The organism is Mesorhizobium sp. M8A.F.Ca.ET.202.01.1.1, from assembly GCF_004791595.1.
Lineage (GTDB): Bacteria > Pseudomonadota > Alphaproteobacteria > Rhizobiales > Rhizobiaceae > Mesorhizobium.
In genome coordinates, this window is record NZ_SRUN01000001.1 from 514,137 (window position 1) to 540,791 (window position 26,655).

Annotated in this window: 25 protein-coding genes; 8 read left to right on the plus strand and 17 right to left on the minus strand. The window is 63.4% G+C overall.

Annotated elements, in window-relative coordinates:
* Positions 1-9 precede the first annotated feature (9 nt).
* Both EN845_RS02810 and EN845_RS02815 read right to left on the minus strand, forming a co-directional pair.
* Positions 10-1,197, minus strand: a complete 1,188-nt coding sequence (locus tag EN845_RS02810; RefSeq protein WP_127869679.1) for a glycine C-acetyltransferase — start codon at positions 1,195-1,197, stop codon at positions 10-12.
* Positions 1,198-1,199: 2 nt separating this feature from the next.
* Entirely contained in the window at positions 1,200-1,469 is a 270-nt protein-coding gene (locus EN845_RS02815) for a hypothetical protein (RefSeq protein ID WP_127280017.1), read from the minus strand.
* Positions 1,470-1,504: 35 nt separating this feature from the next.
* On the opposite strand from EN845_RS02815, the gene EN845_RS02820 reads away from it, so the two are divergent.
* Both EN845_RS02820 and EN845_RS02825 read left to right on the plus strand, forming a co-directional pair.
* Complete coding sequence (locus EN845_RS02820) at positions 1,505-3,577, plus strand: EAL domain-containing protein (RefSeq protein ID WP_127869680.1); 2,073 nt, start codon at positions 1,505-1,507, stop codon at positions 3,575-3,577.
* Between the two features lie 73 nt (positions 3,578-3,650).
* Positions 3,651-4,391 carry a polysaccharide deacetylase family protein gene (locus EN845_RS02825; RefSeq protein ID WP_127869681.1) on the plus strand — a complete coding sequence of 247 codons (741 nt, stop codon included), beginning with the start codon at positions 3,651-3,653 and terminating at the stop codon, positions 4,389-4,391.
* 18 nt (positions 4,392-4,409) lie between these two features.
* Here the strand turns inward: EN845_RS02825 and EN845_RS02830 are convergent, their stop codons facing one another.
* Positions 4,410-4,856: a MarR family winged helix-turn-helix transcriptional regulator gene (locus EN845_RS02830; RefSeq protein ID WP_245511619.1), complete on the minus strand. Its 447-nt coding sequence runs from the start codon at positions 4,854-4,856 to the stop codon at positions 4,410-4,412.
* 127 nt (positions 4,857-4,983) lie between these two features.
* Between EN845_RS02830 and EN845_RS02835 the strand changes: the two genes are divergently transcribed.
* Entirely contained in the window at positions 4,984-5,391 is a 408-nt protein-coding gene (locus EN845_RS02835; RefSeq protein ID WP_127280021.1) for a hypothetical protein, read from the plus strand.
* 100 nt (positions 5,392-5,491) lie between these two features.
* Here the strand turns inward: EN845_RS02835 and EN845_RS02840 are convergent, their stop codons facing one another.
* Positions 5,492-7,537: an NADH:flavin oxidoreductase gene (locus tag EN845_RS02840; RefSeq protein WP_127869682.1), complete on the minus strand. Its 2,046-nt coding sequence runs from the start codon at positions 7,535-7,537 to the stop codon at positions 5,492-5,494.
* Between the two features lie 56 nt (positions 7,538-7,593).
* Between EN845_RS02840 and queF the strand changes: the two genes are divergently transcribed.
* Positions 7,594-8,055, plus strand: coding sequence for a preQ(1) synthase (gene queF / locus EN845_RS02845; RefSeq protein ID WP_127869683.1), 462 nt, complete (start codon positions 7,594-7,596; stop codon positions 8,053-8,055).
* 7 nt (positions 8,056-8,062) lie between these two features.
* Here the strand turns inward: queF and EN845_RS02850 are convergent, their stop codons facing one another.
* From EN845_RS02850 to EN845_RS02880, 7 genes are all read right to left on the minus strand, one after another.
* On the minus strand, positions 8,063-8,938 hold the full coding sequence (locus tag EN845_RS02850; RefSeq protein WP_127869684.1) for an alpha/beta fold hydrolase: 876 nt from the start codon (positions 8,936-8,938) through the stop codon (positions 8,063-8,065).
* A gap of 28 nt (positions 8,939-8,966) precedes the next feature.
* Complete coding sequence (locus tag EN845_RS02855; protein ID WP_127280282.1) at positions 8,967-9,575, minus strand: hypothetical protein; 609 nt, start codon at positions 9,573-9,575, stop codon at positions 8,967-8,969.
* A 4-nt stretch (positions 9,576-9,579) separates the two neighbouring features.
* Complete coding sequence (locus tag EN845_RS02860; RefSeq protein ID WP_127280283.1) at positions 9,580-10,056, minus strand: DUF3828 domain-containing protein; 477 nt, start codon at positions 10,054-10,056, stop codon at positions 9,580-9,582.
* A 124-nt stretch (positions 10,057-10,180) separates the two neighbouring features.
* Positions 10,181-11,290, minus strand: a complete 1,110-nt coding sequence (locus EN845_RS02865) for a mandelate racemase/muconate lactonizing enzyme family protein (RefSeq protein WP_127869685.1) — start codon at positions 11,288-11,290, stop codon at positions 10,181-10,183.
* 52 nt (positions 11,291-11,342) lie between these two features.
* Complete coding sequence (locus EN845_RS02870) at positions 11,343-13,325, minus strand: FAD-dependent oxidoreductase (protein WP_127869686.1); 1,983 nt, start codon at positions 13,323-13,325, stop codon at positions 11,343-11,345.
* A 117-nt stretch (positions 13,326-13,442) separates the two neighbouring features.
* Positions 13,443-15,092 carry an ABC transporter substrate-binding protein gene (locus tag EN845_RS02875; protein ID WP_127278233.1) on the minus strand — a complete coding sequence of 550 codons (1,650 nt, stop codon included), beginning with the start codon at positions 15,090-15,092 and terminating at the stop codon, positions 13,443-13,445.
* A gap of 45 nt (positions 15,093-15,137) precedes the next feature.
* The gene (locus tag EN845_RS02880; RefSeq protein ID WP_127278232.1) at positions 15,138-16,688 is read right to left on the minus strand and encodes a trimethylamine methyltransferase family protein; all 1,551 of its coding nucleotides are present in this window, start codon (positions 16,686-16,688) and stop codon (positions 15,138-15,140) included.
* 92 nt (positions 16,689-16,780) lie between these two features.
* On the opposite strand from EN845_RS02880, the gene EN845_RS02885 reads away from it, so the two are divergent.
* Both EN845_RS02885 and mutL read left to right on the plus strand, forming a co-directional pair.
* Positions 16,781-17,683: a LysR substrate-binding domain-containing protein gene (locus EN845_RS02885; RefSeq protein ID WP_127278231.1), complete on the plus strand. Its 903-nt coding sequence runs from the start codon at positions 16,781-16,783 to the stop codon at positions 17,681-17,683.
* A gap of 68 nt (positions 17,684-17,751) precedes the next feature.
* Positions 17,752-19,641: a DNA mismatch repair endonuclease MutL gene (mutL, locus tag EN845_RS02890; RefSeq protein ID WP_127278230.1), complete on the plus strand. Its 1,890-nt coding sequence runs from the start codon at positions 17,752-17,754 to the stop codon at positions 19,639-19,641.
* 22 nt (positions 19,642-19,663) lie between these two features.
* Here the strand turns inward: mutL and EN845_RS02895 are convergent, their stop codons facing one another.
* On the minus strand, positions 19,664-20,425 hold the full coding sequence (locus tag EN845_RS02895; protein ID WP_127869687.1) for a hypothetical protein: 762 nt from the start codon (positions 20,423-20,425) through the stop codon (positions 19,664-19,666).
* A 134-nt stretch (positions 20,426-20,559) separates the two neighbouring features.
* Positions 20,560-21,453, minus strand: a complete 894-nt coding sequence (locus tag EN845_RS02900) for a DMT family transporter (RefSeq protein ID WP_127869688.1) — start codon at positions 21,451-21,453, stop codon at positions 20,560-20,562.
* A 91-nt stretch (positions 21,454-21,544) separates the two neighbouring features.
* Here EN845_RS02900 and EN845_RS02905 point away from each other — a divergent pair, with 91 nt between their 5' ends.
* Positions 21,545-22,471: a LysR substrate-binding domain-containing protein gene (locus EN845_RS02905; protein WP_127278227.1), complete on the plus strand. Its 927-nt coding sequence runs from the start codon at positions 21,545-21,547 to the stop codon at positions 22,469-22,471.
* Positions 22,472-22,583: 112 nt separating this feature from the next.
* Here the strand turns inward: EN845_RS02905 and EN845_RS02910 are convergent, their stop codons facing one another.
* On the minus strand, positions 22,584-23,177 hold the full coding sequence (locus EN845_RS02910) for a hypothetical protein (RefSeq protein ID WP_127278226.1): 594 nt from the start codon (positions 23,175-23,177) through the stop codon (positions 22,584-22,586).
* A gap of 114 nt (positions 23,178-23,291) precedes the next feature.
* Between EN845_RS02910 and EN845_RS02915 the strand changes: the two genes are divergently transcribed.
* Entirely contained in the window at positions 23,292-23,525 is a 234-nt protein-coding gene (locus EN845_RS02915) for a DUF2093 domain-containing protein (protein ID WP_127278225.1), read from the plus strand.
* Here EN845_RS02915 and lpxK read toward each other — a convergent pair.
* Genes lpxK through EN845_RS02930 form a run of 3 tightly spaced genes read right to left on the minus strand, consistent with a single transcriptional unit; the run spans position 23,522 to position 26,653 of the window.
* The gene (lpxK, locus tag EN845_RS02920) at positions 23,522-24,547 is read right to left on the minus strand and encodes a tetraacyldisaccharide 4'-kinase (RefSeq protein WP_127869689.1); all 1,026 of its coding nucleotides are present in this window, start codon (positions 24,545-24,547) and stop codon (positions 23,522-23,524) included. The genes EN845_RS02915 and lpxK overlap by 4 nt on opposite strands.
* 1 nt (position 24,548) lies before the next feature.
* Complete coding sequence (gene waaA / locus EN845_RS02925; protein WP_127869690.1) at positions 24,549-25,865, minus strand: lipid IV(A) 3-deoxy-D-manno-octulosonic acid transferase; 1,317 nt, start codon at positions 25,863-25,865, stop codon at positions 24,549-24,551.
* Positions 25,862-26,653 carry a lysophospholipid acyltransferase family protein gene (locus EN845_RS02930; RefSeq protein ID WP_127280825.1) on the minus strand — a complete coding sequence of 264 codons (792 nt, stop codon included), beginning with the start codon at positions 26,651-26,653 and terminating at the stop codon, positions 25,862-25,864. The genes waaA and EN845_RS02930 overlap by 4 nt, the downstream gene beginning before the upstream one ends.
* Positions 26,654-26,655: the final 2 nt, after the last annotated feature.

Here is a 26,655-nt window from a genome sequence, read left to right on the forward strand (position 1 = left end):
TTTCGACGCTCAGGAAATCACGCCCAATTCCTTGCCGACGGCACCGAAGGCCTCCACCGCGCGGTCGATGTCGGCGCTGGAATGCGCCGCCGACATCTGGGTGCGGATGCGTGCCTGGCCTTTCGGCACCACCGGGAAAGAGAAGCCGATGACATAGATGCCGCGCTTCAGCATGCGCGCGGCCATCTCCTGCGCCAGCGTCGCATCGCCCAGCATCACCGGTATGATCGGATGATCAGCCCCGGCCAAAGTAAAGCCAAGCTTGCCCATTTGAGACCGGAACCGCGCCGCATTGGCATATAGGCGCTCGCGCAAGGCATCGCCATTGCGGATCAGCTCGAACACCTTGATCGAGGCGCCGGCGATCGCCGGCATCAGCGTGTTCGAAAAGAGATAGGGCCGCGAGCGCTGGCGCAGCCAGTCGACCACCTGCCTCTTGCCCGAGGTATAGCCGCCGGAAGCACCGCCAAGCGCCTTGCCGAGCGTGCCGGTGATGATGTCCACCCTGCCCTCGACGCCGCAATGTTCCGCCGAGCCACGACCATTCCTGCCAACGAAGCCGACCGCATGGCTGTCATCGACCATGACCATGGCATCATACCTTTCGGCGAGATCGCAGACGCCCTTCAAATTGGCGATGATGCCGTCCATGGAAAACACCCCATCGGTGGCGATCAGCCGGAAGCGGCAATCCTTCGCTTCCTTCAATCGCGCCTCCAGATCGGCCATGTCGTTGTTGGCGTAGCGGAAGCGTTTGGCCTTCGACAGCCGGACACCATCGATGATCGAGGCGTGGTTGAGCGCGTCGGAAATGATCGCGTCCTCCTCGCCCAGCAGCGTCTCGAACAGGCCGCCATTGGCATCGAAGCAAGAGCCATAAAGGATCGTGTCGTCCAGGCCGAGAAAGGATGAAATCGTCGCCTCGAGCTGCTTGTGCTCCTCCTGCGTGCCGCAGATGAAGCGCACCGACGCCATGCCGTAGCCGTAGCGGTCGAGCGCCTGCGTGGCCGCAGCGCGCAGGTCCGCGCTGTCGGCGAGGCCGAGATAGTTGTTGGCGCAGAAATTCAGCACTTTCTCGCCGCCCACCTCGATTTCGGCCGACTGCATCGAGGAAATCACCCGCTCGGACTTGTAGAGGCCGGCGGATTTCAGCCCTGCAAGCTCACTGTCGATATGGGAGAGAAATGCTGCGGTCATGATCAGGCCTCGTTTGACGTGGGCAGACTGTCGTCCGGCCCGCGCAAAAAATCCATCGCAAAAGCGACCGGATCAGGTGGCCGGGCAGCATCAGGGGGACGCGATGGACATTGCCCAAGCGACCATCCGGCACGCATGGATTGACGAATGCTCAAATGCGGGCCGGCCGCGAAAGAACCCGATAACCATTTCGCGATCTTTCCGCGCCTCCCCCTTGCCGGCCAGCCGTCGACTTCCGGTCCTGTTAACGTTTGCAGTTCAATGGTGCTCATACAGAAATCCGTTGGCGAGAGGGCCGCCCCCGAACATGTCTCAGCAGCCGGTGCAAACCGTTTCAGGCAAGCTCATACTGCTGATCAAGGCTGGCTACTGGCTGGCGCTGCTGATCATTGCCGCCATGGTGGCAGCCTCCTTCGTTTTGCTGCAGCAGACGATGGCCACGCAGCAGCACAACAACACCTTGCTCGACATCGTCGGCACGCAGAAGACATTGTCGCAGCGCATCGTCTTCCTTGCCAGCGCGACAGGCGTCGCCTCGCGCGACAAGCAGCCGGCGCTGGTCAGCGCGCTGAAGCAGGCCACGGCGGAGTTCGAGACGAACTACGATCTGCTGCTCAAGCAGACAGGCGCGGATCCGCAATCGCCTGCCAAGCTCGATCCGAAGTCGATCGAGAGCGTGCTTTTCGCCAAACCCTTCCATCTCGACTATTTCTCGGTTGGCCTGATCGCCAACGGCGATCGTCTGATCTCTGCACTGGAATCGCAGCTCAACCTTGGCGACAATGGCGGCTACAAGGGCGGCGCCGAACGCGTCAACCTCGATGCCTCTGTCGCCAATGCCACGCTGTCGGGCTATGCCGCGCTCGGCCAGCGCATCAGTGCCGACGCCGACGAGCGCTCCGAAAAGTTGCTCACTCTCCACCGCACGCTGTTCTATGCCACCCTCGGCGTCATCCTGCTGGTGGCGCTGTTCATCTTCAGGCCGATGTCCAACGCGATCCTGCGCAAAACGCGTGAATTGGTCGACGCTCGCAATTCGATGGCCTTCATCGCGGTGCATGACGGCCTGACGGGCCTGCACAACCGCACCTTCCTGACCGACCATTTCGAGACGCTGATCAAAGGCGCGCATCGCCGGCGCGAGCGCCTGGCCGTGGTCCAGCTCGACCTCGACCGCTTCAAGCAGATCAACGATACGCTGGGCCACGCCGCCGGTGACTATGTCCTGGTGGTGACGGCACAGCGCATGCGCGATTCCTGCCGGGCGTCGGATCTGTGCGCGCGGCTTGGTGGCGACGAATTCGTGATGATCCTCAACGGAGCCGGCAGCACCGAGGACATCAACATGCTGGCACGGCGCATACTGGTGCACATCAACGAGCCGATCGTGTTCCAGGGCACCACCATTCTTCCGGGCGCCAGCGGCGGCATCGCCGTCTATCCAATCGACGCCGACAATGCGCAAGACCTGCTGGTCCACGCCGATCTGGCGCTTTATTCCGCCAAGAAGATGGGTGGCGGCAACTTCTCGTTCTTCTCCGAGGAACTGCGAAGGGAACTCGACTACCGCAAGCAGCTCGAACACGACATCAAGGTCGCCATTTCCGAAAAAGCGTTCCAAGTCTATTTCCAGCCACAGGTTTCGCTAACCGACGGCACCATCAGCGGCATAGAGGCCCTCGTGCGCTGGAACCATCCCGAGCGCGGCATGATCTCGCCGGGCGAATTCATCCCGGTCGCGGAGAAATGCGGCTTCATGCCGGAGATCGGCCGCATCGTGATCAGCAAGGCGATCAACGAAGCCGCCGAATGGAACCGTGCCGGCATTGCCTTCGGCCGGCTTGCCGTCAACGTCTCGGGCACCGAGTTGCGTGAGCACGATTTCGATGCGTTTCTGTTCGACACGCTGGAGAGAGCCGGGCTGCCGCCGCAGAAACTGTCGCTGGAAATCGTCGAATCCGTCATCCTCGACGACGAGAAGACAGGCATCGCGGCCAAGCTGCGGCACATCCGGGCGGCCGGCGTCCATCTGGAACTCGACGATTTCGGCACCGGCTATGCGTCGCTCAGCCACGTCAATCCCAACGAGATCGACCGGCTCAAGATCGACCGCCGCTTCGTCCAGAACATCCACGAAAATGGCGACAACTCCAAGATCGTGCGCGCCATCACCGAACTTGCACGGGGTTTGGGCATCTCCATCGTCGCCGAGGGCGCCGAAACCGAGGCGGAGCTCGACTCGCTGATGGCGATCGGCTGCGACCAGGTGCAAGGCTATTCCATCGCCTTCCCGATGCCGCATGACAAGGCGCTGGAATGGCTGACCGCCCGCATGCCGAAGAAGGCCAGGCTGACGGTATTGCAGGGAAGCCTGGCGTAGGCGGAGCCGGGCCTGGCTTGACAACCAGCCGATGAAATGGCGGCCTGTCCTGATCGCAAACGGGTAGTGGCCCATGACATTCTTTCGGCTTGCCCTGGCAGCCATGTTGATGTCGGCGTTGCCGGCCCATGGCGCGGATCGCACCATCTACCTCACCTTCGACGACGGTCCTCTGAACGGCACAAGCAACATCCTCGACGTCTTGGAGGCGGCGCAGGTTCCGGCAACGCTGTTCATGGTCGGCATGCATGCCGAGGCCAGTGCGTCCAACAAGACGTTGGTGCGGCGCGCCAAGGCGATGCCGCTGGTGACGATCGGCAACCACAGCTACAGTCACGCCTACAATCACTACCGGCATTTCTATGGCGATACGGAAGGCGTGGTTGCCGACATGCTCATGGCCAATGCCGTTCTGGGCCTGAAGTCCGCGGTGCACGCCCGCCTGCCGGGGCGCGACGTGTTCCGGCTGCCTTCGATGTCGAAGAACGACAATTCGCTTGGGCAAGCGCAAGCCGGGCGCGAAGACCCCGACTATGAGTTCGTCGCAGCGTCCGGCTTTTATCTCTATGGATGGGACCACGAGTGGGTGCACAAGGACAGCGGCGAGCCGGTCCAGAGCGTCGATCATCTGGTCAGCGAGATCGATCATTTGTTCGGCTACGGCCACTTTGCCAAGCCCGGCAAGCTGATCCTTTTGATGCATGACCAGATGTTCCAGGACGGCTTTGACGGCAAGACGCAACTGACCAAGCTGATCACCGCACTGAAACTGCGCCACTATGCGTTTGGAACAATCCCGAGCTATGATAACTAAGCCATCAGGTCGGCACTCCTAGCACTCCACATTCTCCCGCAATACGGCCAGCACCCGCGCAAACTCCGCGAGACGTTCGTCGGGTAGTCCTGTGCGAAGCCGCTTGTCGAAGACAAGTGCTGCTTGCCGCAACGTTTCGAACAGCGCTTCTCCCGCCTCCGTCAACCGGACCAGATGAACCCGGCGGTTGAGGGGATCGCGCTGCCGCGTCAGCAGGCCCTGCGCCTCCATCGCATTGAGATGATGGGTCAGCGTCGCACCCTGGATGCCGATCATGCCGGCAAGTTCGCGTTGATTGGCGAGCTCGCTCGACTTGACCGACAGCAGCGTGAGCCAGACCGGCAATGTGCCGCCTGCTTCAACCAAGGCGGCGTCGAAAGCCTGTGCGACAAGCTTGGCGGTACGGCCAAGGTTCATACCAACCGGCGGGCGTTCAAACGGTGTCATGATCTGACAGTAGAGCAAGCAGTGGGAACGTGAAACTCGGCTTCATGATTGACATCTAACCGTTAGATATCTAACTTTGTCTTATTGATGGCATCGCGGCATGGTTGCGGCGCGCAGGCGGCGGGCGAATGAGAGGAATGCAGTCATGCAATATGTTTATATCGTCGTCATCGGCCTGCACGTCATGGCCGGCGTATTCTGGGCTGGCACGACCATCGCGGTTGCCCGCGATCCGGACATCCGAGCAGAGCGGTTCTTCCGGCCGCAAATGGGCGCGGCCGGTTTGGCTTTTCTGACCGGATTGCTGCTCTGGTATTTCTTTCATGAGGGTGCTTTCGGCTCGATGGAGAAGGTACTGGCGCTCGGCATTTTGACGGCGCTAATCGCCGCCGGTGTGCAAGGCGCGCTTGTGGGCTCCGCCAGCAGGCAGCTCGCTGGCGCCGATGCAGCGACCCAAACGGAGCTGCGCGCGAAAATGACCAGGGGCGAACGCATCGCCGGCGGACTGCTGGTCATCACCGTACTTTGCATGGCGACCGCCAAATTGTTTTAGAATCGCACGGCCGGTGAAAGCCGATCATGCGCGGCGCGCAACGGACCAGAGCGGCAGGTGGCTCTCCTTGCAAAGGCCGTTGCGCGCCACCTGATCGTAATCAAATCCTGATCCCGAACCTGATCCCGTCATAGATGGCGGCGTGGATGTTGCGGGAGGCAACCGCGTCGCCGATGCGCAACAGCACGAAGCCCCCTTCGGGGTTGCGTTGGGGAAAAACGTCGCCTCCATTGACCAGACGTTCGTAGTCGACCGCCCCAGTGTTCTTCGACAACGGCTTCAGCGACAGATACAGATCGTCGAGCGGCAGCGTGCCGTGTTCGACCACAACCTGGTCGACCCTGCGTTCGCCGTGCCAGCCATCGGCAAAGTCCGAAGCGAGTTCAGCGACCAATTGATTGCCCTCGCGCCGCACCGAGCGCAGGCGCGTGTTGATGGTGATGGTGACGCCCTTTTCCTGGAAGGCCCGCATGTACGGAACGTGGTTCATGCCGCCCATTTCGGGGGCGAAGAACCGCTCCGGTGAAACCAGTTCCAGCTTCGAGCCGCTGTTGGCAATCAGTTCGGCCGCGCCCATGCCCTGATGGCCGCCATTGTCGTCAAAGAGAAGAACATTCTCGGCCGGCTTGACGCTGCCGGCCATGATGTCCCAGCTCGACGTGACGAGATTGTCACCGGAGGCCAGCGGCGGGTTCTGCGGCAGTCCGCCGGTGGCGACGACCACCACGTCAGGGGCCAGGGCCAGGACGTCGTCCTTCTCTGCCCATGTGTCGTAGCGGATCTCGACGCCGAGCCGGTCGAGTTCGGCCAGACGCCAGTCGATGATACCGATCAATTCCTTACGGCGCGGGTTCTGGGTCGCCAGACGGACCTGCCCACCCGCTTGTGATGATGCTTCCAGGATCGTTACTTCATGGCCGCGCTCGGCCGCGACCCGCGCCACCTCCAGTCCGCCTGCCCCTGCGCCGACGACCACGACTTTACGCTTGGGCCCTTCCGTCTTGGCGATCACGTGCGGAATATCCGCCTCGCGGCCGGTCGCCGCATTGTGGACGCACAGCGCCTCGCCGCCCTCGTAGATGCGGTCGAGACAATAGGTGGCGCCCACGCAGGGACGGATCTCGTGCTCGCGGCCCTCCATCACCTTCTTGATGATGTGCGGATCGGCGATGTGGGCACGCGTCATGCCGACCATGTCGAGCTTGCCGGTGGCGATCGCGTGGCGCGCGGTGGCGACGTCGGAAATGCGCGCAGCGTGGAAGGTCGGGAATTTCGTCGCCGCCCTCACCTCGCCGGCGAAATCGAGATGCGGCGAAGACCGCATGCCAGTCACCGGGATGACCTTGGTCAGTGCCGCGTCGGTCTCGATCGAGCCACGGATGATGTTGAGGAAATCGACCTTGCCGGAGCCGGCCAGTCGCCTGGCGATCTCGACGCCCTCCTCCTTCGACAGGCCTTTCTCGAAATCCTCGTCGGCGACCATGCGGATGCCGACGACGAATTTGTCGCCAACCGCCGCCCGCACCGCATCGAGCACCATGTTGGTGAAGCGCAACCGGTTGTCGAGCGAACCGCCATACTCGTCGTCGCGATGATTGGTGGCAGGCGACCAGAAGCCGTCCATCAGATGGCCGTAGGATTCGAACTCGATGCCGTCGAGACCGGCTGCCTGGCAGCGCTGGGCGGCCGATGCATAGTCGGCGACGATGCGCTCGATGTCCCACTCCTCTATGGTCTTGGGGAAAGCACGATGCGCCGGCTCGCGCACAGGCGAGGCCGAGAGCACCGGCAGCCAGTCGGCCTTGTTCCAGCCGGTACGGCGGCCGAGATGGGTGATCTGGATCATCACCTTGCAGTCATGCTCGTGGCAGGCGTCAGCGAGTTCGGCCAGCCACGGCACGATGCGGTCGTCATAGACGTGCAGATTGCCGAAGGCGGCCGGACTGTCGCGCGAAACGATGGCCGAGCCGGCGGTCATGGTCAGCGCCATGCCGCCCTTGGCCTTTTCGGCATGGTAGAGCCGATAGCGCTCCTTCGGCATGCCGTCCTCCGAGTAGGCCGGCTCGTGGCTGGTCGACATCACCCGATTCTTCAGCGTCAAATGCTTGAGCTGGTAGGGTTGGAGAAGCGGGTCGTTGCTCGTCATCGTCTTCCTGCCGTTTTAATTTGTGCTAATGAGCGGCAAATCCAAGGAAACCGCTCATGATCGATACCAAAAATCTCACCCAACTCGGCACGCACGTCGAGACGCCACAGAGTCCCGAAGCTGCGGTCCTGGAAACCGTGCCGTTTCAGCGCGGTGACGGACCGCCGGCGATCGTGCGTTTCACCGTCCCGGAATTCACCTCGCTCTGTCCGGTGACCGGACAGCCGGATTTCGCCCATATCGTCATCGACTACGCACCCGACGCGGCCCTGGTGGAATCGAAGTCGCTCAAGCTGTTCATGACCTCGTTTCGCAACCATGGCGCTTTCCATGAAGACTGCACGGTGATGATCGGCCGTCGCATCGTGGCCGCGACCAAGCCGTTGTGGTTGCGCATAGGCGGCTATTGGTATCCGCGCGGCGGCATTCCGATCGATGTCTTCTGGCAGACCGGCACTCCGCCCGAGGGCGCCTGGCTGCCGGACACCGGCGTCGCCCCCTATCGCGGGCGCGGCTGAGCTGATGTCAGCCATTGCCGGCACCGGTCCGGCAAAGGCTTGTTGCAAGGAAGGGGAGGACAGCATCGCGATAGCGCGGCTGGTCGTAGCGCAGCAGGTCAACGTGACCTGCCCCTTCGAACCAGACCAGTTGAGAGCCGTCGGCAGCATTCCGCAGCGCCAGTACCTGACCGCGATCGATGAAGGGATCGATGCTACCTGCGAGCAGCATCAGCGGCCTGCCGATTTTGCCGAGACGGTCGACCGGCCTGACGTCATCGGCGCTCAACCCGAGGCGAAGCGGCATCTGCGCCAGCAGGACGTCGGCCTGGAAACCGCGCCAGAAGTGGAAAGGCATTCGCCAAGCCGTTGTTTCGCGCAAGGTCGCGTAGAGCTGCTCCAGCACATAGGCATCGGCAGGCGCTTGCGGGGCGGCAAAGACGAGAGCGGCGGCACCAAGCGATGAGCCGACGGCGCCAAGCTTCTGGTCGGGAAACCTTTGCCTGGCGAAGGCCATGATGCGGATCGCATCCTGGCCTTCACTGTAGCCAAAACCTTGAACGGCCCCGCCGCTCTCGCCGTGCCCCGACAGATCGAACAGGATGACGGAATAACCGGCGTCGAGCAGCAATTTTGCCCTTTGCACCAAAGCGAGCCTGTTGGCGCCGCGGCCGTGCAGTAGAACGATCGTACCGCAACTGCCCTTTCGATCGGCCACCCAGCCAACCAGTTCGGGCGCGCCGGGCTGGTCGAGCACGACGCGCTCGACGGGCAAGTCGCCGGGCAGCGCCAAAGCTTGCCAGGGTTCGCGGGCGATCAGCATCGTGCCGATCCGCCAATCGACGACGCAAGCGGCAGCGCCGAGTCCGACTAGCGCTATCGCGAGCAAACCGCCAAGCTTCATTGCCGACCACCCGGAAGCTGACGACGGCTCATTCGCACTGGTACTGGCTGAGCGCCCATTCGCCGGTCACCGACAAAAGGTCCGATATCTTCCATTCGCCGTCGACCTTCTTGAACTTCCATTCAAGGCGGTGCGGGTTGCCGGCGACGACGAAGGCGACGATGACCTTGGCCTGATCGCCATTGATTGATTCGAGCGTCTTCAGGCTCTTGTCGATCTCGGCCTTGTCATAGTCCGCATTGTCGAACGCCATGTTGGGGTCCAGGCACTCGCCCTGCCCGGATTTGCGCAAGGCATCGCTTTTGTCGAGCACGGTTTTCGCCGGGTCGATGAAATGGCCGCGCTGAGCCGGATCGATCTCCAGGCCGACCTGATCGTAGAACGGCCGCACAACCGCTGTCGGCGATCCCGGCTGGATGGGGGTGGCGGGCCCGCTCGGCGGCCATGCGACAGGTGGCGTCGCCGGCTCCGCAGCTCCGCCAGGCGCGGTCGCCGGCGGCGTGCCGCTGTCATCGGGCGCGGTCCCGGCCGGAGCATTTGCCGGCGGCGCGCCTAACAGGCCCTGAGCAGCCGCGCCGTTCAAGCCAGCCGCCAGCAGGCACATGGCCGACAATAACAGGAGCGCGCGACCGGCCATTGCATCACTCCGGATCTTGGCCTGCCATGCATTCGAGCTGGCTCAGCGTCCAGGCGCTGGTCTTCGATGCAATGTCCGATATCTTCCACTTGCCGTCGACCTTCTTCAGCGACCAGTGCATTTCGCGCTGCGAATCGTCTCCTTCCGGCAAGAGACTGAAATTCGCCACCACTTGTGCCGCGTCGCCATCCACCGTCTCGGACAATTTCAAGGTCTTGGAGATGGTCTTCTGGTCGAAATCCTGCGCGTCGAGGCCCGGGTCGAAGTCGATGCAGGCGACCTGGTCCGGATTCTTCTTGGTCGCCTGGTCGTTGAGGTCGAACAGTTTCGTCACCGGCTCGGTGAAGCGATCGCGGTATTGCGCGTCGGCCTCGAACTTGACCTGCGGGACATAGAAGAACTTCACGGCGTCGGACGCCGGACCGGCCAATGCGGCGGCTGGTGCGGCAATCGACAAGACGGCGGCGAGCAGCAGTTTCATGGATTTCCCCGAATGTTTGGCTGCGGAAAGCAATCAATACCACGCATCGTGCATATCGGCTTTTTTGCGGCTCATGAAGCCTTCGGGTGGCTCGTCTACTTGCATAGATCACATCCAACGATCCTTAGTCTCCGAAAGTAGCGATCGGCGCGTTGAGTTGGGAGCGCTCAGGCCTGACGCCGAGCCCTGGGATCTGCGGGACGCGTATATGCCCGTTCTCGATCACGATCGGGTTTACGGGATCGGTATGCCCTTCGATGTATTCCTGCGCGATCCAGGCTCCCTCAAAACGTCTCGGCTCGACGGTAGCGGCGAGGTGCACGCAGGCCGCGGCGATGACGTCTCCGCCCCAGGCGTCGTCGCAACTGTGCGGAAGAGATCGTATCGCACACAGGTCGCGGACCGTGGCCATCTTGGTGAGGCCGCCGAGGCGGGTGACCTTCAATCCGAATCCATCCGCGATACCTGACGAAACTGCCCGCAACACGGCATTCAAATCCTCGGTATTCTCATCGAGATAGATCGGATGTGTAACGCGTCCCTTGAGACCCGCCACTTCCTCCATGGTGTTGCAAGGCTGTTCGAACACGAATGGGATTGCCTGGCAAAGCCGATCGATGTGCAGCGCCGCGGCAGCGGTCAGGCCACGATTGGCGTCGACGGCTATCCGGGCCTTGAAGCCAACGGCCTCCCATACTTTGTGCACGGTGGCGACGTCCTGTTCGAGATCCCGCCCGCCGATCTTGATCTGAAGCCGTGCATATCCGGCGTTGACCTTATCGGCGGCAATACGCGCGGTCTCGTCGGGAGCACCGACGATCGTCGAGTAGTAAGACGGCACACGATCGGTGAGCGCACCACCGAGAAGGGCTGAGACCGGGACGCCCAGCCGCTGGCCGGTGAGGTCGAGGAAAGCTATATCCAAGGCCGCCTTGGCATAGTTGTGCCCGTTCAGCCGCTCGTCCATTCTTTTGGCGAGGCGGCGCATGGACGTTGTATCCTCGCCGACAAGTCCAGGCGCTATTTCGGCAATTGCCGCTCTCGCGCCCAGCGCATGTTGGGGCTGATAAACAGGGCCGATCGGGCACGTCTCACCCCAGCCTGACAGTCCATCCTCGGTGGTCACTTCAACCAGCGTGCTGTCCAAATTCCGCACGCTATCACTGGCCATCCGGTAGGCACCGCCTTTGACAGGCAGAAGCACCTGATAGACTTTGATTGACTGGATACGCATTCAGACATCAGCCCCGTTCATGCCTTGCCTGGTCCGGCGCCTTTCGCGATCATCAAAGACCAAGCGCCACCTTGCGCCCGTCATGAATGGCAAATGCCGCCTGTCTGGAGGCGGTACAATCGCCGATGGAGGTATGCGCAATTCCGCGCCGTTCGAGCTCGATGGACAGGCTGTGCTGCGCCATGCTGGTGGCGGCGAAGACCAAAGCGTCGGCCTCGACCTCCTGCTCGGTCCCGTCGAGCAGCGAAGCAATCCTGGCCATCCTGCCATCCCAGTGCACGATGGCGCTCTCGGTCACGAACCGCACGCGCAGTTTGGCGAGCGCTCGGCGCAGCGGCGCGTCGACGGCCATTCGCTGAAGCTCTTTGCCGACCAGGGCGTCCGGGGTCACAAGCGTCACATCGTGACCGTCCTCGGCGAGTTTCCAGGCGGTGCCGCAGCCTTTCCAATTGCCGCCATCGTCCAGCAACAGAACATTTTTTCCCGGCCTCGCCTCACGAGCCATCACCGCCTCGGCCGAGAGCACCGGGCCACCGCCCGGAATGCTGTCCCACTGCGGCAAGGCCCGCTGGAAAGCGCCGTCTGGCGGCATCGAGCCGGTGGCGATGATGACGTGATCCGCGCCTTCGTGCTCGACATCATCGGCTTCGACATACTGCCCGTAACGGATGTCGACCTGAAGCTGGCCGAGCTGACGCTCGTACCAGCTAATCAGATCCAGAATCTGGGCACGGCGCGGCTGCAGTCCGGCAAGACGGAACTGCCCCCCAAGGCGGTCGGAAGCCTCGGCCAGTGTGACGCGATGACCGCGCTCGGCCGCGGCGCGCGCCGCTTCGAGGCCGGCCGGGCCGCCGCCGACGACCAGCACGCGCTTCGGCTGGGCGGCCGGAGCGAAGCGATCTCCGCCCCACTCCCATTCCCGCCCCGCCGAGGGATTGACGACGCAGCTGATCCAGTAATCGCGGCTGCGCCGGCCCCAGCACATCTGGTTGCAGGACAGGCAGCCGCGAATGTCCTGCGGCCGTCCGGCGGCAGCCTTTGCAGCCAGATGCGGATCGGCGATCTGCCCGCGCACGATGGAAACGAGGTCAGCGCGGCCTTCGCTCAGCACGCTCTCGGCGTTCTCGGGGGTACGGATATGGCTTTCGGCGGTGATCAGCGCGTGGCGCACGGTGGATTTGAGCACCGCCGCAAGATCCGCGCCGAGCTTTTCGGGATAAACAAAGGTCGGCATGATCTTGTAGAAATCGAAGTAGGAACCCGTTCCACAAGTCACATAGTCCATCAAGGCATCGCGGTCGTGGAGGTCGATTATCTCGGCCAGCGCTTCGCGCTTCAGCGCCACTTCGACTTCCGGTTCGTCATTGACCGCAAGACCGATGATGAAATCATCGCCGCATTCCCGGCGAATCCTGGTCATCACCTCACGGCTCACCCGCGTGCGGTTTTCAAGGCTGCCGCCCCACCGGTCGTCGCGGCGGTTCGACCAGGGCGTCCAGAACTGGTCCAGCATCGAATGGTACGCCGCCCAGACCTCGACGCCGTCGAAGCCGGCCTCGCGGCAGCGGCGCGCCGCCTGGACAAAGCCGTCGATCGTTTCCTCAATCTCGGCTTCGGACATCCGATGCGAGCCGTCGGAGTCGTGATAACTCGGCAGGCCGGAAGGCGACCAGCCGGCATGGAACGAGTTGTCCGCGTCCGCGTGCTGACCGACATGATAGAGCTGCTGGATGGCGACGGCGCCGTTGCCGCGGATCGCCTCTGTCACCTTGCGAAAATGCGGGATGACGCGGTCATCGGAAGGGCTGAAGTTGCCGCGTGTCAGCACGGCGGCCCGATGCACGGGCATCGGCTCGACCACGATCATGCCGGCGCCGCCGATGGCGCGTTCCGCGTAATAGCCGACATGCCGCGCGGTCGGCAGCCCCTCCACCGCCATATTGGCGGTGTGGGCTCCGAACACGATCCTGTTGCGCAACGTCTTGCCGCGCAGAGTAGCCGGCGTGAACAACCGGTTGAAGACCCGCCCAGACATGCACCGCTCCTTCAAAGCCTTGGCGGCGGCACCCGGGCGCCAGCGCTCGCAACCCAAGTCGCTCTTTGCCGGAAAGCCGACACCTCGGGGGTGCCGGCTTTGCCACGATCCTTGAAGCTAGGCGTCCAGCCAGACGTTCTGGAGATCCATTTCGAAGGTCTGGTGGACACCGTAGTTCTTCACCTTCTTGTTCGTATGGCTGTAGAGCTTCTGCCAGAACGGCTGGATGATGACGCCGGAGTCCTGCAGGATCTGCTCGACATCCTTCATCACCTCCTTGCGCTTGGCGACATCGATCAGCGAGAGCGCCTGCTTGAGCTTGGCGTCGAAATCGGGATTGGAATAAGCCGATTCGTTCCACGCCTCGCCGGTGCGGTAGCCCAGCGCCAGCACCTGGACGCCCAGCGGGCGCATGTACCAGATGGTCATCGAATAGGGATATTTCGTCCAATCGTTCCAGAAGGTGGAGCCCGGCAGCACGGTGCGCTTGACCTTGATGCCGGCGTCACGCAACTGGCCGGCGATCGCATCGCCGGTGTTCTTCTGCCAGTCGTCCTCGATGGTAATCAGTTCATGCTCGAAGTCGGCCTGACCAGCGTCCGCCATCAGCTTCTTGGCGCCGGCGGCATCGCGCTCCTTCTTGGGGAGCGGATAATATTCAGGATGGATCGGGCTGACATGGTGGTTCTCGCCGACCGTGCCGCGCCCATTATAGCCGAGCTGCAGCACCGCATTGTTGTCGACTGCCATCTGCAGGGCATTGCGAACGCGCTGGTCGTCATAAGGCTTGTGCGTGATGTTGGTGCGGGCAACCAGCGTGGTGGCGGTCGCGACCTCCGATTTCTGCAGCCCCATCTTGTCGAGAATGTCGATGAAGTCGGCGGGCGACTCGAAGTTGAGGTCGATTTCACCGGAATCGAATGCATTGACCGTAGCGTTGAAGTCGGTGCCGTAATCGATGAATTCGATCCCGTCGAGCGGCGCCTCGCCTCCCCACCATTTGCCGTTCTCGCGGCGCTTGACCACCGCCTTCTGGCCGACGTCGTAAGACACCAGCTCAAACGCTCCCGTGCCGATCGGCTTCTTGATCGGATCGGCGCCATCGGCGTCGAAATTGCGGTGCACGACGAGTGCCGGATAATCGGTGAAATTGGGTATCAGCGAAATGTCGGGCTCGCTGAGCTTCAGCTTGACCGTGTTGTCATCGACCTTGGTGATGGCGCCATCCCTGGCCTTGCCGGTCTTGGCATCGATCAGCGCACCGACGCGCGCCGCCATCGAGTTGCCGGCGACGCCCTTCTCGCACCAACGCGTCACATTGTGCACCACGTCATCGGCGTTGAAGGCATCGCCATTGTTCCAGGTGACGCCCTTGCGCACATGCAGCGTGTACTCGGTGGCGTCGTCGTTAATGTCCCAGCTTTCGAGCAACACGGGCTCGAAGGTAAACTGCTTGGTATAGCGCACCAGCGGCTCCAGCCAGGTCCGCGAGATGTTGGCCAGTTCCACCCAGTCGTAAGTGCGCGGATCCTTCTGCGCCTTGACCGACATCGAGACGTGCAGCGTCCCGCCCTTTTTCGGCTCCTCGGCCAAAACCTGTGTCGGCGCGGCAAGGCCGATCATGCCATAGGCAAATGCCGTTGATGCCCCAAGCGCGCTGGCCAGCGCCAGGAATTCGCGCCTGTCGACACGGCCTGCTTGCGCCTCCGCGGCCATCGCTTCGATAGCCTGCGGCACACGATCGCCGTTGCTTTTGAAAATCGTCATGTCCATTCCTCCCTTGTTGTTCCCGTCGGGTCTTTGCCCGTTCCCTCAACTAACGCTGTCGGGCAATTTTTCCTCGCGCCGCGCGATCAGATCCTTGAGACCATCGGCGATGCCCTCATCGAGTTTCGGCTCCTCATAATCGGCGAGCATGTTGCGCGCTTTCTCGCGGCCGCGCGTGTCATGGTCCTTTGCTCCCTCGGCCTTCCACTGTTCGAACGAATTGAAGTCCATGATACTGGGCATGAAGAACGCGGACTCGAAATGGTCGAGCGTGTGCTGGGTGCCGAGGAAATGGCCCTGCGGCCCCACCTCACGGATTGCCGCCATGGCCTCCTTGAAATCGTCGAACGGCAGCCCGCCCGCATATTTGTACCAGCCGACAAGCTGTTCGCAGTCGGTGGCGAATTTTGAATAGCCGCAGGTGAGACCCGCTTCCAGCCATCCTGCCGAGTGCCAGATATAATTGGCGCCGGAGAGAATGGCGGCATGCATCAGCATGTTCGCTTCGTAACCCGCCTGGGCGTCGTTGAGCTTCGAGCCGACATGGAAGCCGGACGTGCGCCACGGCAGTTTGTATTTCCGCGCCAGCGCACCCATCAGATACATCATCTGGGCGGCCTCCGGCGTGCCGCCCATGGGAGCGCCGGTCTTCATGTCGACCGTGACCATGAACTGGCCGTAGATCTGGGGCGAGCCCGGACGGATGAGCTGGGTGAAGGCGACGCCGGCAAGCGCCTCGGCATTGACCTGCGCGACCGCGCCGACGGCGGACGCCGAGGTCGAGGCGCCACAGAGCGCGAAGGGCGCCAGGATCAGCGGCTGGTTGTGGCGCGCATACACCCTCATGGCGTCCAGCATGGTGGCGTCCCAGACCAGCGGCGAATTACAGTTGGTGATGGCCACCAGCACCGGATTGTCGCGGACGAACTCCTCGCCGAACACGATGCCGGCCATCGCCATGGTATCTTCCGCCCGCTCCTTGGAGGTCACGATGCCCATGAACGGCTTGTCGGAATATTTCAGCGCCGAATGGATGATGTGCAGGTGCCGCTTGGGCACGGCAATTTCCATCGGCTCGCAGATGATCGAGCTCGACGAGTGCAGCGCCGGGGCCATGTAGGCGAGCTTGTGGAAATTATTGAGGTCGGCGAGCGTGCCGTAGCGCCTGTTGTTGTCGAGGTCGCGCACATAAGGCGCGCCATACATCGGCACGAAGATCGAATTCTTGCCTCCGACGCGCACGGTGCGCTCGGGATTGCGCGCGTTCAGCGTGAACTCGGAGGGAACCTTGGCGACGAGTTCCATCAGCAGCGCGCGATCGATGCGGACCCGCGTTTCCCGGACGTCGGCGCCGGCCGCCTTCCATAAGGCAATGGCCTCGTCGTCGCGGAATTCGCAGCCGACCTCTTCCAGGATCGAAAGCGACTCCTCATGGATCAGTTCCACCGCCTCGTCCGGAACCATCTGATAGACGGGAATCTGCCGTACCAGGGTCGGAAAGGAGGCAATTGGTGCGCTGCGGAGCGCCTTGCGCCCGAGACGGCCGCCGCCACGGCGGTGGGTCTGTTCGGTCAATTCAGCGGCCGGTGCGTTCATGGAGCCTCCATCCCTTCGATCCTGATCAACTTAGCGAGGGGAAATATAGATGTGACGCTGGAAAATCCTGATCTCTTGTATAAGCTGTGCTTATGCGAAGCCTGCGCCATCTATTGCCCTCCGCCGGCAGCCTGATCGTCTTCGAGGCGGCAGGCCGGTTGTCGAGTTTCACTGCCGCCGGGCGCGAGCTCGGCATGACCCAGGCCGCCGTTTCCTATGCGGTGCGCGGGCTGGAAGAACAGCTCGGCGCCCAGCTCTTCCAGCGCCGCCATCGCCAGGTGCTCCTGACGGAGGCCGGCGAGCGCTTCCATGCCGATGTGTCGCTCGGCCTGTCGCATATCCGCAAATCCGCGGAGGACCTTCGCCTGCAGGCGACCGGCGGCCATGTGACTTTAGCTGCCTCGACCGCCTTCGGCTCGTTCTGGATGATGCCGCGCCTGCAGCAGTTCCGCGACGAACTGCCGGGCGTCGATCTGCGCATCCAGACCGCCGATCGCGACCTCGACATCATCGCCGAGGGGATTCCGCTCGGGGTGCGCGGCGGCGTGCCGCGCGACTGGCCGGATTATCATTCGCTGTCGCTCTCGGACGAAGAGATCTTTCCGGTCGCCGGCCCCAGCTATCTGGCGAAATTCGGCAGGCCCGAGACCGTGGAACAACTAGCGACACACCGCCTCATTCATCTGGAGGAGCCATATCGCGAGGCCCCGAACTGGGACGAATGGTTCCAGTCGGCCGGAGCCAGTCTCCGCAATGCCGAGCGTGGCTTGCGCATCAATGATTATGCGATTGTGATCCAGGCCGTCATGGAAGGGCAAGGCATCGCGCTCGGCTGGCGCCACCTTGTCGAGCGGCTGCTGTCGACGGGGCTGCTTGTGCCGGTCACCGACCACGTTATGAAGACAGGCACGGCATTCTACGTCATCTGGCCGAAGAACCGCGAGCTCAGCGACAATGCGCGCAAGGTAAGGGATTGGCTGCTGGCGCAGGCGTGAAGTCGTTTCACCGTTTCGGCCGCAGTTCGCCCTCGCCCGCACGACACGAATCCGCCTATACTATCGTCATGCCCATCCGCCAGCTTTCCGAAACGATGATCAACCAGATCGCCGCCGGCGAAGTCATCGAGCGTCCGGCGAGCGTGGTCAAGGAACTGGTCGAGAACGCGCTCGATGCCGGTGCAAGCAAGGTAGAGGTCGTCACAGCGGGCGGCGGGCTGAACCTGATCCGAGTCACCGATGACGGCTTCGGCATTCCCGAACAGGAACTGGCGCTGGCCATCGCGCGCCATTGCACCTCCAAGCTCGCCGAGGATATCCATGACATCCGTTCGCTCGGCTTTCGCGGCGAAGCATTGCCGTCGATCGGCTCGGTGTCGCGACTGTCGATCCGCTCGCGCACCGCTTCGGGCGACAGCGCCGCCGAGATCGGCATCGACGGCGGCCGCGTCCTGCCGGTCAAGCCGGCGGCCGCCAATCGAGGCACCACGGTCGAGGTGCGCGACCTGTTCTTCGCCACGCCGGCGCGGCTGAAATTCATGAAAGGCGAACGCGCCGAGAGCTCGGCCATCAGCGACATCGTCAAGCGCATCGCCATCGCCTTCCCCACGGTGCGTTTCACGCTGGCCGGATCCGACCGCACGACGCTGGACCTGCCGGCGGCCGAGGACAGCGCGGACGGCAGCCTGCGTCGTGTCGCGCAGGTGATGGGCGCCGACTTTCCCGACAATTCCATTGCCATCGACGCGATGCGCGAAGGCGTGCATCTGACCGGCCATGTGTCGATCCCGTCCTTCACCCGCGCCAACGCGCTGCAGCAATATGCCTATGTCAATGGCAGGCCGGTGCGCGACAAGCTGATCGCCGGCGCCATTCGCGGCGCATTCGCCGATGTCCTGCCGCGCGACCGCCACGCCGTGACCGTGCTGTTTCTTTCGCTCGACCCGGCCATCGTCGACGTCAATGTCCATCCGGCCAAGGCCGATGTCCGCTTCCGTGATCCGGGTCTCGTGCGCGGGCTGATCGTCGGCGCAATCCGGCAGGCGTTGGCCGAGGCCGGCATCCGCTCCGCCACCACGGGTGCAGCCGGCATGATGGCTGCGTTCCGTCCGGGCGCCGCATCTTATGATCACGGTGGCCCGACAAATGGCCATCGCAGCTACGAAGCGGCTTTCCATGCGTCCGGCCCCACGGGCTTCGACCCTTCGCGCTCGCCGCAGCGGCCGCTCGACATGCAATTCGCAGGCGCAGGCTTTGAACGCGGCAACGCAAGAACCGGCGGCTTCGGCGAGAGCGACCAGGCGGCATTCGATGCCGGCCCGCTCGCCAGCGCCGATGCGCGTGCGGGGCAGAATGAGGCAACCGAGACGCTGCTCGGCGCGGTGCTGGGTGCGGCACGCGCCCAGGTGCACGAGAACTACATCGTCGCCCAGACCAGGGATTCACTCGTCATCGTCGACCAGCACGCGGCGCATGAACGGCTGGTTTACGAGGCGCTGAAGAACGCCCTCCACTCGCGGCCGGTGCCCTCGCAGATGCTGCTTCTGCCCGAGATCATCGACCTGCCGGAAGAGGACGCCGAGCGCCTCGCCATGCATTCCGAAACACTCGCCCGCTTCGGCCTCGGCATCGAGCGTTTCGGCCCGGGCGCGGTTGCCGTTCGCGAGACGCCGTCGATGCTGGGCGAAACCAATGTCGGTCAACTGGTGCGCGACCTCGCCGACGAAATCGCCGACAACGATACGGTCGAGACACTCAAGGAACGGCTGGACACGATCGCGGCCACCATGGCCTGCCACGGCTCGGTGCGCTCCGGCCGGCTGCTCAAGGCCGAGGAGATGAACGCGCTGCTGCGCCAGATGGAGGCGACGCCCGGCTCGGGCACCTGCAACCACGGCCGGCCGACCTATATCGAACTCAAGCTGGCGGACATCGAGCGGCTGTTCGGGCGGCGGTGAACCGGTTTCAACGGCCCAGTCCTCACTTGCTCTGCTGATATTTCCTTGTTCGTGAATTGAAGACGTAATCGACCGCGGTTCCGGCGCCGCCGCCTCGAAAATTCACGGAAATAATGTCCTTGCCTCGCTCCACCCATTTCTCGACGTTCATGTAGATGGTCGTCATCAGCATGCCGGCACTGCAAGCGTCGTCATCGGCGAAGGCAATTTCCTGGACAACCTTGCGGCTGCTCTTTTTGATGACCTGCATTTTTTCCATGCAAAGGCCGGCGCTGGTATTCGTGTAAACTCCCGAGAACCTGTCGGTGGCTGTCTGCGCCCAGAACGGAATCTCGACGGTGCCGTCGATCTTTCCCTCGCCGGTGTCATCCAGGCTCGCAATTTTCTTGAGGGTGACGGGATATCTATCCGTGCCCTTGCTCCAGCTTCCTGTCGCAACGCCTTCATTGAGGTCAAGGGAGAACGGGCACCTCGTGGTGTCGACAGGGGGTCTCGGTCCCTGCACCATTATCCGATAAAGCTCCTTATCGTCTGTAATCTCGCACAGTACGAACCTGGTACCGCTGACGATGCCATACAGCGCAATCGGGATTTGCTTCGCGTCGTAGAAGTAGCTTCCATCGACCCTTGGCGCGCTGCCCAAGCTGTCATATGTCTGTATGGAGAAATGGATAGGAGACGACCCGAGGAAACCCTCGTAGTTTTCCACGTGATACCAACCCGCAACGGCTTTTGCGTTGAGCAGCAACAAGCAAACGACCGTTGAGATAAAACGTCTTCCCATCCCAACCTCGCTGCGCTCCGCGATGACAATCCGCCAAGACCACGTGACGGTTGCCTTGCGTTGGGGCGGCCGTCAACTGGCGATGAAATCCGCGGTTCTTGATACGAGTCAGGGAAAGACCGCAACCTTTTGATTTAGCGTTTCAAATTCACCACGATAACGCCGCCGAGCGCCAGCGCGCCGCCGAGGATGCCGAGCAGCGTCGGCACTTCGCCCAGCCAGAAGAAGCCGATCAGCGCCGACATCGGCGAGACCAGGTACAAGAAGTTCGAAGCACGCGCCGCGGGCAGGCGCGACAGCGCGGTCGCCCAGGCCGCATAGGCGATCAGGCTTGGCACGATGCCGAGATAGATGACGGCGCCGAGGCCGGCGGTGTTGGCGACGGCGGCTTGCTGGAGAGCGGCGGGCAGGAAGGGCGCCAGGCAGAGCGCGCCGAGCACCATGTTGGACGCCGCGATGGTCAGCGGATGATGGTGGGCAAACAGCGGCTTCTGGACGATGGTGTTGACGGCCGAGCAGAGTGCCGAGCCGAGCACCAGCAGCGCGCCGGCATTGAAATGCAGGCCATGCCCGTCGGCGATGGCAATGATGCCGATGCCGGCGAAGGAAATGACCGTACCGATCCAGGCTATGCCGGAGAAACGCTCGCCAAGCAGCGCCATCGCCATGATGGCGGTGAAGATAGGGCTGACATTGATGATGAAGCCGGCGGCTCCAGCCGAGACGGTCAGTTCGCCGAAATTGAGCATCGCGGTGTAGAGCGCGACGAAGATGGCGCCGCCGAAGGCGAGGCGCCACAAATCACCGATCCGGGGCAGTGCCGGGCGCTTGACGGCAAGGTAGATCGCCGCCGGCACGGCGGCGATAGCAAAGCGCAGGGCGCCAAGCTCCAGCGGCTGGAAGGTGGCGAGTCCGGCACGGATCGCCGGGAAGGCGGAAGCCCAGCCGATCACCGTCAGCGCCACGGCGATGGCGGCCGTGGTGTCCATCCGCTGTGTCGAATTCAACGTGCCTGTCGTCGTGCTCATCTCTGTGCCCTCGGAATCTTCGAGTTTCGAGAGCAGAAAACGCCTTTCCGGGTCGATTGACAAACGACCAAATCGAGGGTCACCTGTGAGCATGGATCACAGCTCGAACACTATGCTGCCGCTGGAGACATTGCGCGCCTTCGACGCCGCGGCGCGCACGGGAAGCTTTTCGGCCGCCGCCGAAAAGCTCAACCTTACCCATGGCGCCGTCAGCCGGCAGATCGCCAAGCTCGAGGACTGGCTTGGTCTGAAGGTGTTCGAACGTGGCGCGCGCGGCGTGACGCTGACCAACGAAGGCAATCGCCTGCATCTCAGGACCACCGAAGCTTTCGCCCTGATCTCGGTCGATTCGGACCGCTGGGTGGAGCCGCGTGGCACCGCGGTGGTGCGTCTGGCCTCCATTCCATCGGTGAGCGGCCTATGGCTGATGCCGCGCATGGCAACGCTGGAAAACGACCCTACCCGCCTGCGCATCGTGCTCGACGTCGACAACCGTCAGGCCGATCTCGCCGACGAAGGCATCGATCTTTCGGTCCGCTGCGGTCGCGGCCGCATCCCGGGCCGCGTCTCGGTGCAACTGTTCGAGGAACATCTCTTCCCGATCGCCTCGCCAGACCTTGCACGGGAGATCGGCGGTGGTGACCCGGCCCGGCTGCTCAAATTCCCGCTGATCAACGATTCCGACGCGTCGGGCTGGCGTGCCTGGTTCGCCGCGCAGGACGTGGACTACCGGCCGCGCCCGCAGGACCGCCGCTTTGAGGACTACAATCTGGTACTCGATGCAGCAGCCCATGGCCTCGGCATCGCGCTGGCCCGGCCGCCGCTCACCGAGCACCAGATAGAATCGGGGCGCCTCGTCGCCGTCGACGATCGCACCACGCTCAATCCGGTTTCCTACTGGCTGGATCGTCCGGTCGGCCGGCCGCGCGCGGCCGCCGCCGATCTCGCCAGGCGCATTGCCGAACAGGCCGGGCTTGCTTCGGCAAGGCTGGAAGCTTTCCTGCAGGATGACGATTAGGCTCGAAGGCATCCGGCCATCGCCGGCCCGCTTTCAGGACATATGTACTTCAGTGCAATTCCCCAGGGGAAAATGCGTGGCGGCTCCCTGTCGGAAATCGCGTGAACCCTGCCTAACGGAACAGCAAGAGCACGATCATGGTGGTCACGGCCGAGACGATGGCCGTCACGATCGATATGGTCCACAGCGACAACGGAGCTGGCTCGGATCGTGGCGCATGGCCAGCCGGACGGATGGAGGCGCCGCGCGGTTGCGGCGCGTTGGCATTGGCCGCGACCAGGACCGCCGCGGAAGCGACGGCCGGCGAAAATGTGGACAGGGCCGGCGCCAGTTTGGGTGTGCTGTCGGTGGCCGTTGTCTGCGACGGCGCGAAGCCGCGCGAAGCCTGATCGGTATCCGCCCCTGCCCCACCCGCCGAGGCTCGGGCCGGTGCATGGTGGACGGCGTCAGGTTCCATGACGGCCCGGTAAGCATCCTCGATCTCGGAGGACGACAGGCGTTGCGAGGTTTGAGCGGCCGGTCGCGGCAGCGAACTCTGCAGCACCTGGGTGGCGAACTGCGCCGATTGCACCATAGCGGGCGCCGGCGGCTGGACGAGCTCCTTGACCAGCGCCGCGGTCGCCGGATCGGCCTTGGGCGAAGGAACCGGCTGGGGCGTGAGCGCTTCTTTCAGCAAAGACGGCACGCTTGCATTGGCGATGTCCATGGCGCTTCCTGACAACCATTGTGCCATAGGGCAATATTACATGAGCATTGCGCCAAGCTTGACCTTGCCGACGATTTATGGCGATTGAATCCCGATGAACTCAAGTGCCATTGCATGATGAACCGTTTCGAAGGCCCCGGCGGCAAGGAAGCCCGCATCCGCTACCTCGATGGCGATTTCCAGGTCACCAGCCCCGGCTCGTTCGTGCGCTGCGCGGTGACGGGCGAAAACATCCCATTGGACGAGCTGAAATATTGGAGCGTCGCCAGGCAGGAGCCTTATGTGAACGCCACTGCCTCGCTGCGCCGCGAAATCGAGATGCACCCGGAGTTGCGCAAACGGGGCTAGCCTTTCAGCTTGCGCTGCCGCCAGGCATCGAGCGTCTCCTCGATGATGCGTTCGGGCACGTGATCAAGCTCGAACACGGTGTCGATTTCCAGCACGTCAAGACGGTCGAGAAAATCCCGCGGGGCGCCGTGGCGCAACCGGGCGGCGTCCTTGGCGGTGGTGATCAGCCCTAGGCCTTCGGTCCGCGCCGTCGCGGCCAGTTCGGCGAGCTCGTCCTCCGCGTAGAAGTGATGATCCGGAAAGGGCCTGGACAGGATCACTTCGCCGCCGGCCTCGCGCACCGTGTCGAAGAACTTTTCGGGATGACCGATACCGGCAAAGGCCAGAAACCGCTTTCCAGCAAGCCCGGCCTTGCTGCTCGGCTCGGTGTGGGCCTCGAAGATCGGCCGGCCGGCACGCGCTGCCCGGCGGACCACGGCATCGGCAGCGGTGCCCTCGCCCATCTTGAGCAGCCCGCTGGTGAAGACCAGCTGGTCGACGATCTTGGCCCTGAGAGGACCGCCCGGGATGACGCGGCCATTGCCGATCCCGTAACGGGCATCGACGACGACCAGCGCATAATCGATATGGATGCGCGCGCTCTGGAAGCCGTCGTCCATGATCAGGAAATCGCAGCCGTGTTTTTCCAGCAGCAGCCGGGCGCCGGCGGCTCGATTGGGCGTCACCGCCACCGGAGCATGTTCGGCCAGCAGCAGCGGTTCGTCGCCGACATGTCTGGCGCTGTCATGGCTGATATCGACGACATGCGGCTCGGCAAAGGAGCCGCCATGGCCGCGCGACAGGAAACCGGGCTTCAGCTGCATGCGCCTGGCCTGTTGGGCGAGCGCGATCGCCACCGGCGTCTTGCCGGTGCCGCCAACGGTGAAATTGCCGACGCACAAAACCGGCGCGTCGATCTTCTCGCGCCGGGCCCTGCGCATGCCGCGGCCGGCGGCCAGCGCGTAGACGGTCGACAGCGGCGACAGCGCCAGGACCTTCCAGTCCGGCTCTTCCCACCAGAAGGGCGGTGCTTCGGTGGCCACGCTAACGCCCGTTCGCGCCTTTCAGGCGCGCCTTGACCACCAGCGGCTGGATATATGGTTCGAGCGATTTGAGCGTACGTGCCAGTGCGCCGCGCATCTCGTCGACGGTCGCGATCCCCGCCGCCATCATCTCGTGGCGCGCCACTTCGTTGGTCAGGAGGAAATTGACGGCGCCAGCCAGCATGTCGCGGTCGCGCACCAGCTTGGCGCCGCCGCTGTCGAGCAGGCGCTGATAGGCCTCGCGAAAATTCTGCACGTTGCGCCCGGCCAAAACGGCGGTGTCGAGCATGGCCGGCTCGAGCGGATTCTGGCCGCCTTCGGAGGTCAGCGAGCGGCCGACGAAAGCGATTTCGGTCAAGCGGAGGTACAAGCCCATTTCGCCGATCGTATCGCCAAGCAGGATATCCGTGTCGGGTCCGATACGGTCGCCCTTGCTGCGCCGCGCGACCTTCAGCCCCATGCCGGAAATCTGCGCGGCAAGGGCTTCGGCCCGATCGGGGTGACGCGGAACGACGATCGTCAAAAGGCCGTGGTGACGCTTGTGCAGCGTCGCGTGGACTTCCGCCGCGACCACTTCCTCGCCATCATGGGTCGAGATCGCCGCCCAGGTCGGCCGATCGCCGATCTGCCGCTGCAAAATGCCGAGCGCGCGATCGTCGACCGGAGGCGGGTTGGTGTCGACCTTGAGGTTGCCCGACACCGTGACCGGCCGGGCGCCGAGCGCGCGAAACCGCTCGCCGTCGACGTCGGACTGGGCAACGACATGGGCCAGATTCTCGAACAGCGCCTCGGCGATGTTGGCCCGCTTCTTCCACGACGTGAACGAGCGATCGGAGAGCCTGCCATTGACCAGCACCTGCGGCACGTGGCGAGCACCGAGTTCGAGGATGGTCATCGGCCAGATCTCGGATTCGGCGATGATCGCCAGATCCGGTTTCCAGTGATCGAGGAAGCGGCTGACCGCCGGCTTCAGATCGAGCGGCACATATTGGTGGATGATGCGGTCGCCGAGCCGCTCGTCGACGACCTGGGCGGAGGTTACCGTGCCGGTCGTCAGCACGATGTTGACGCCGTAGTCGAGGATGCTTTCGACCAGCGGCACGACGGCCAAGGTCTCGCCGACGCTCGCGGCATGGATCCAGATCACCGGCCCCTCGGGGCGCGGCCGGCCGGCGACGCCGTAGCGCTCGCGGCGGCGGTTGCGGTCTTCCTTGCCGCGCGAAGTGCGCCAGGCGACATAGGGTCCGACCAGCGGATAGGCGGCCGCGCCGGCAAATCGATATGCCGACAGCATGGTGCGGGCCCAGCGGCCGCTCATCGAGGACCGTCCACGAGACGGTAGGCCTCGGCGGTCGCGGCGTTGAGGGCGGCCGTCACTTCCAGGCGCTTGCGTTCCATTTCGGCGTCGTCGGCATCCGCCGCCACGAAGATCGGCGCGCCGATGGTCACGGCGGAGCGGCCGAAGGGCAGGTTGATGGTGGTCTTGTCCCAGCTCTTTTCCAGCACCTTGCGGCGGCTGGTGGCTATGGCGACGGGCAGGAGCGGCCGGCCGGAGAGGCGAGCCAGGAGAACGATGCCGAGCCCTGCATCGCGCGGGGTACCGTGGGGAATGTCTGCGATCATGGCAACGTTCTTGCCTGCGGTGAGCGACTTTTTGAGGGCGATCAGCGCCTTGGCCCCACCCTTGTCCAGATGCCTGGCATTGTCACGCCCACCCGAACCGCGCACCGCCTCGATGCCGAACTTCTCCAGCATCAGCGCGTTGAGTTCGGCATCAGCGCTGCGCGACACCATGGCAACCAGGGGTTTGCGCTTGGGGTAATAGGCCGGTGTCAAAAGATGCTGGCCATGCCACAGAGCAATGATACCCGGCTCGAACTCGGCGTAGGCGCCGCCCGAAAAGCGCGCCGATCCGGCGACCAGGGGGCTGGTCAGGCGAACCAGCCGCACGAACTGCGCGAGCAGGCTGGCAATGGCGTTCTTGACGAATCGAGACTGCGCGAGCGGCTCGCGAATGCGGCGCCAGAAGGCTTTGGTCGTGCGGCTGCCGCCCCTGCCCGTGGGCGCGGCCTCGCTGGCTGGCTGTTTCGCCAGATCATGCTCCATCG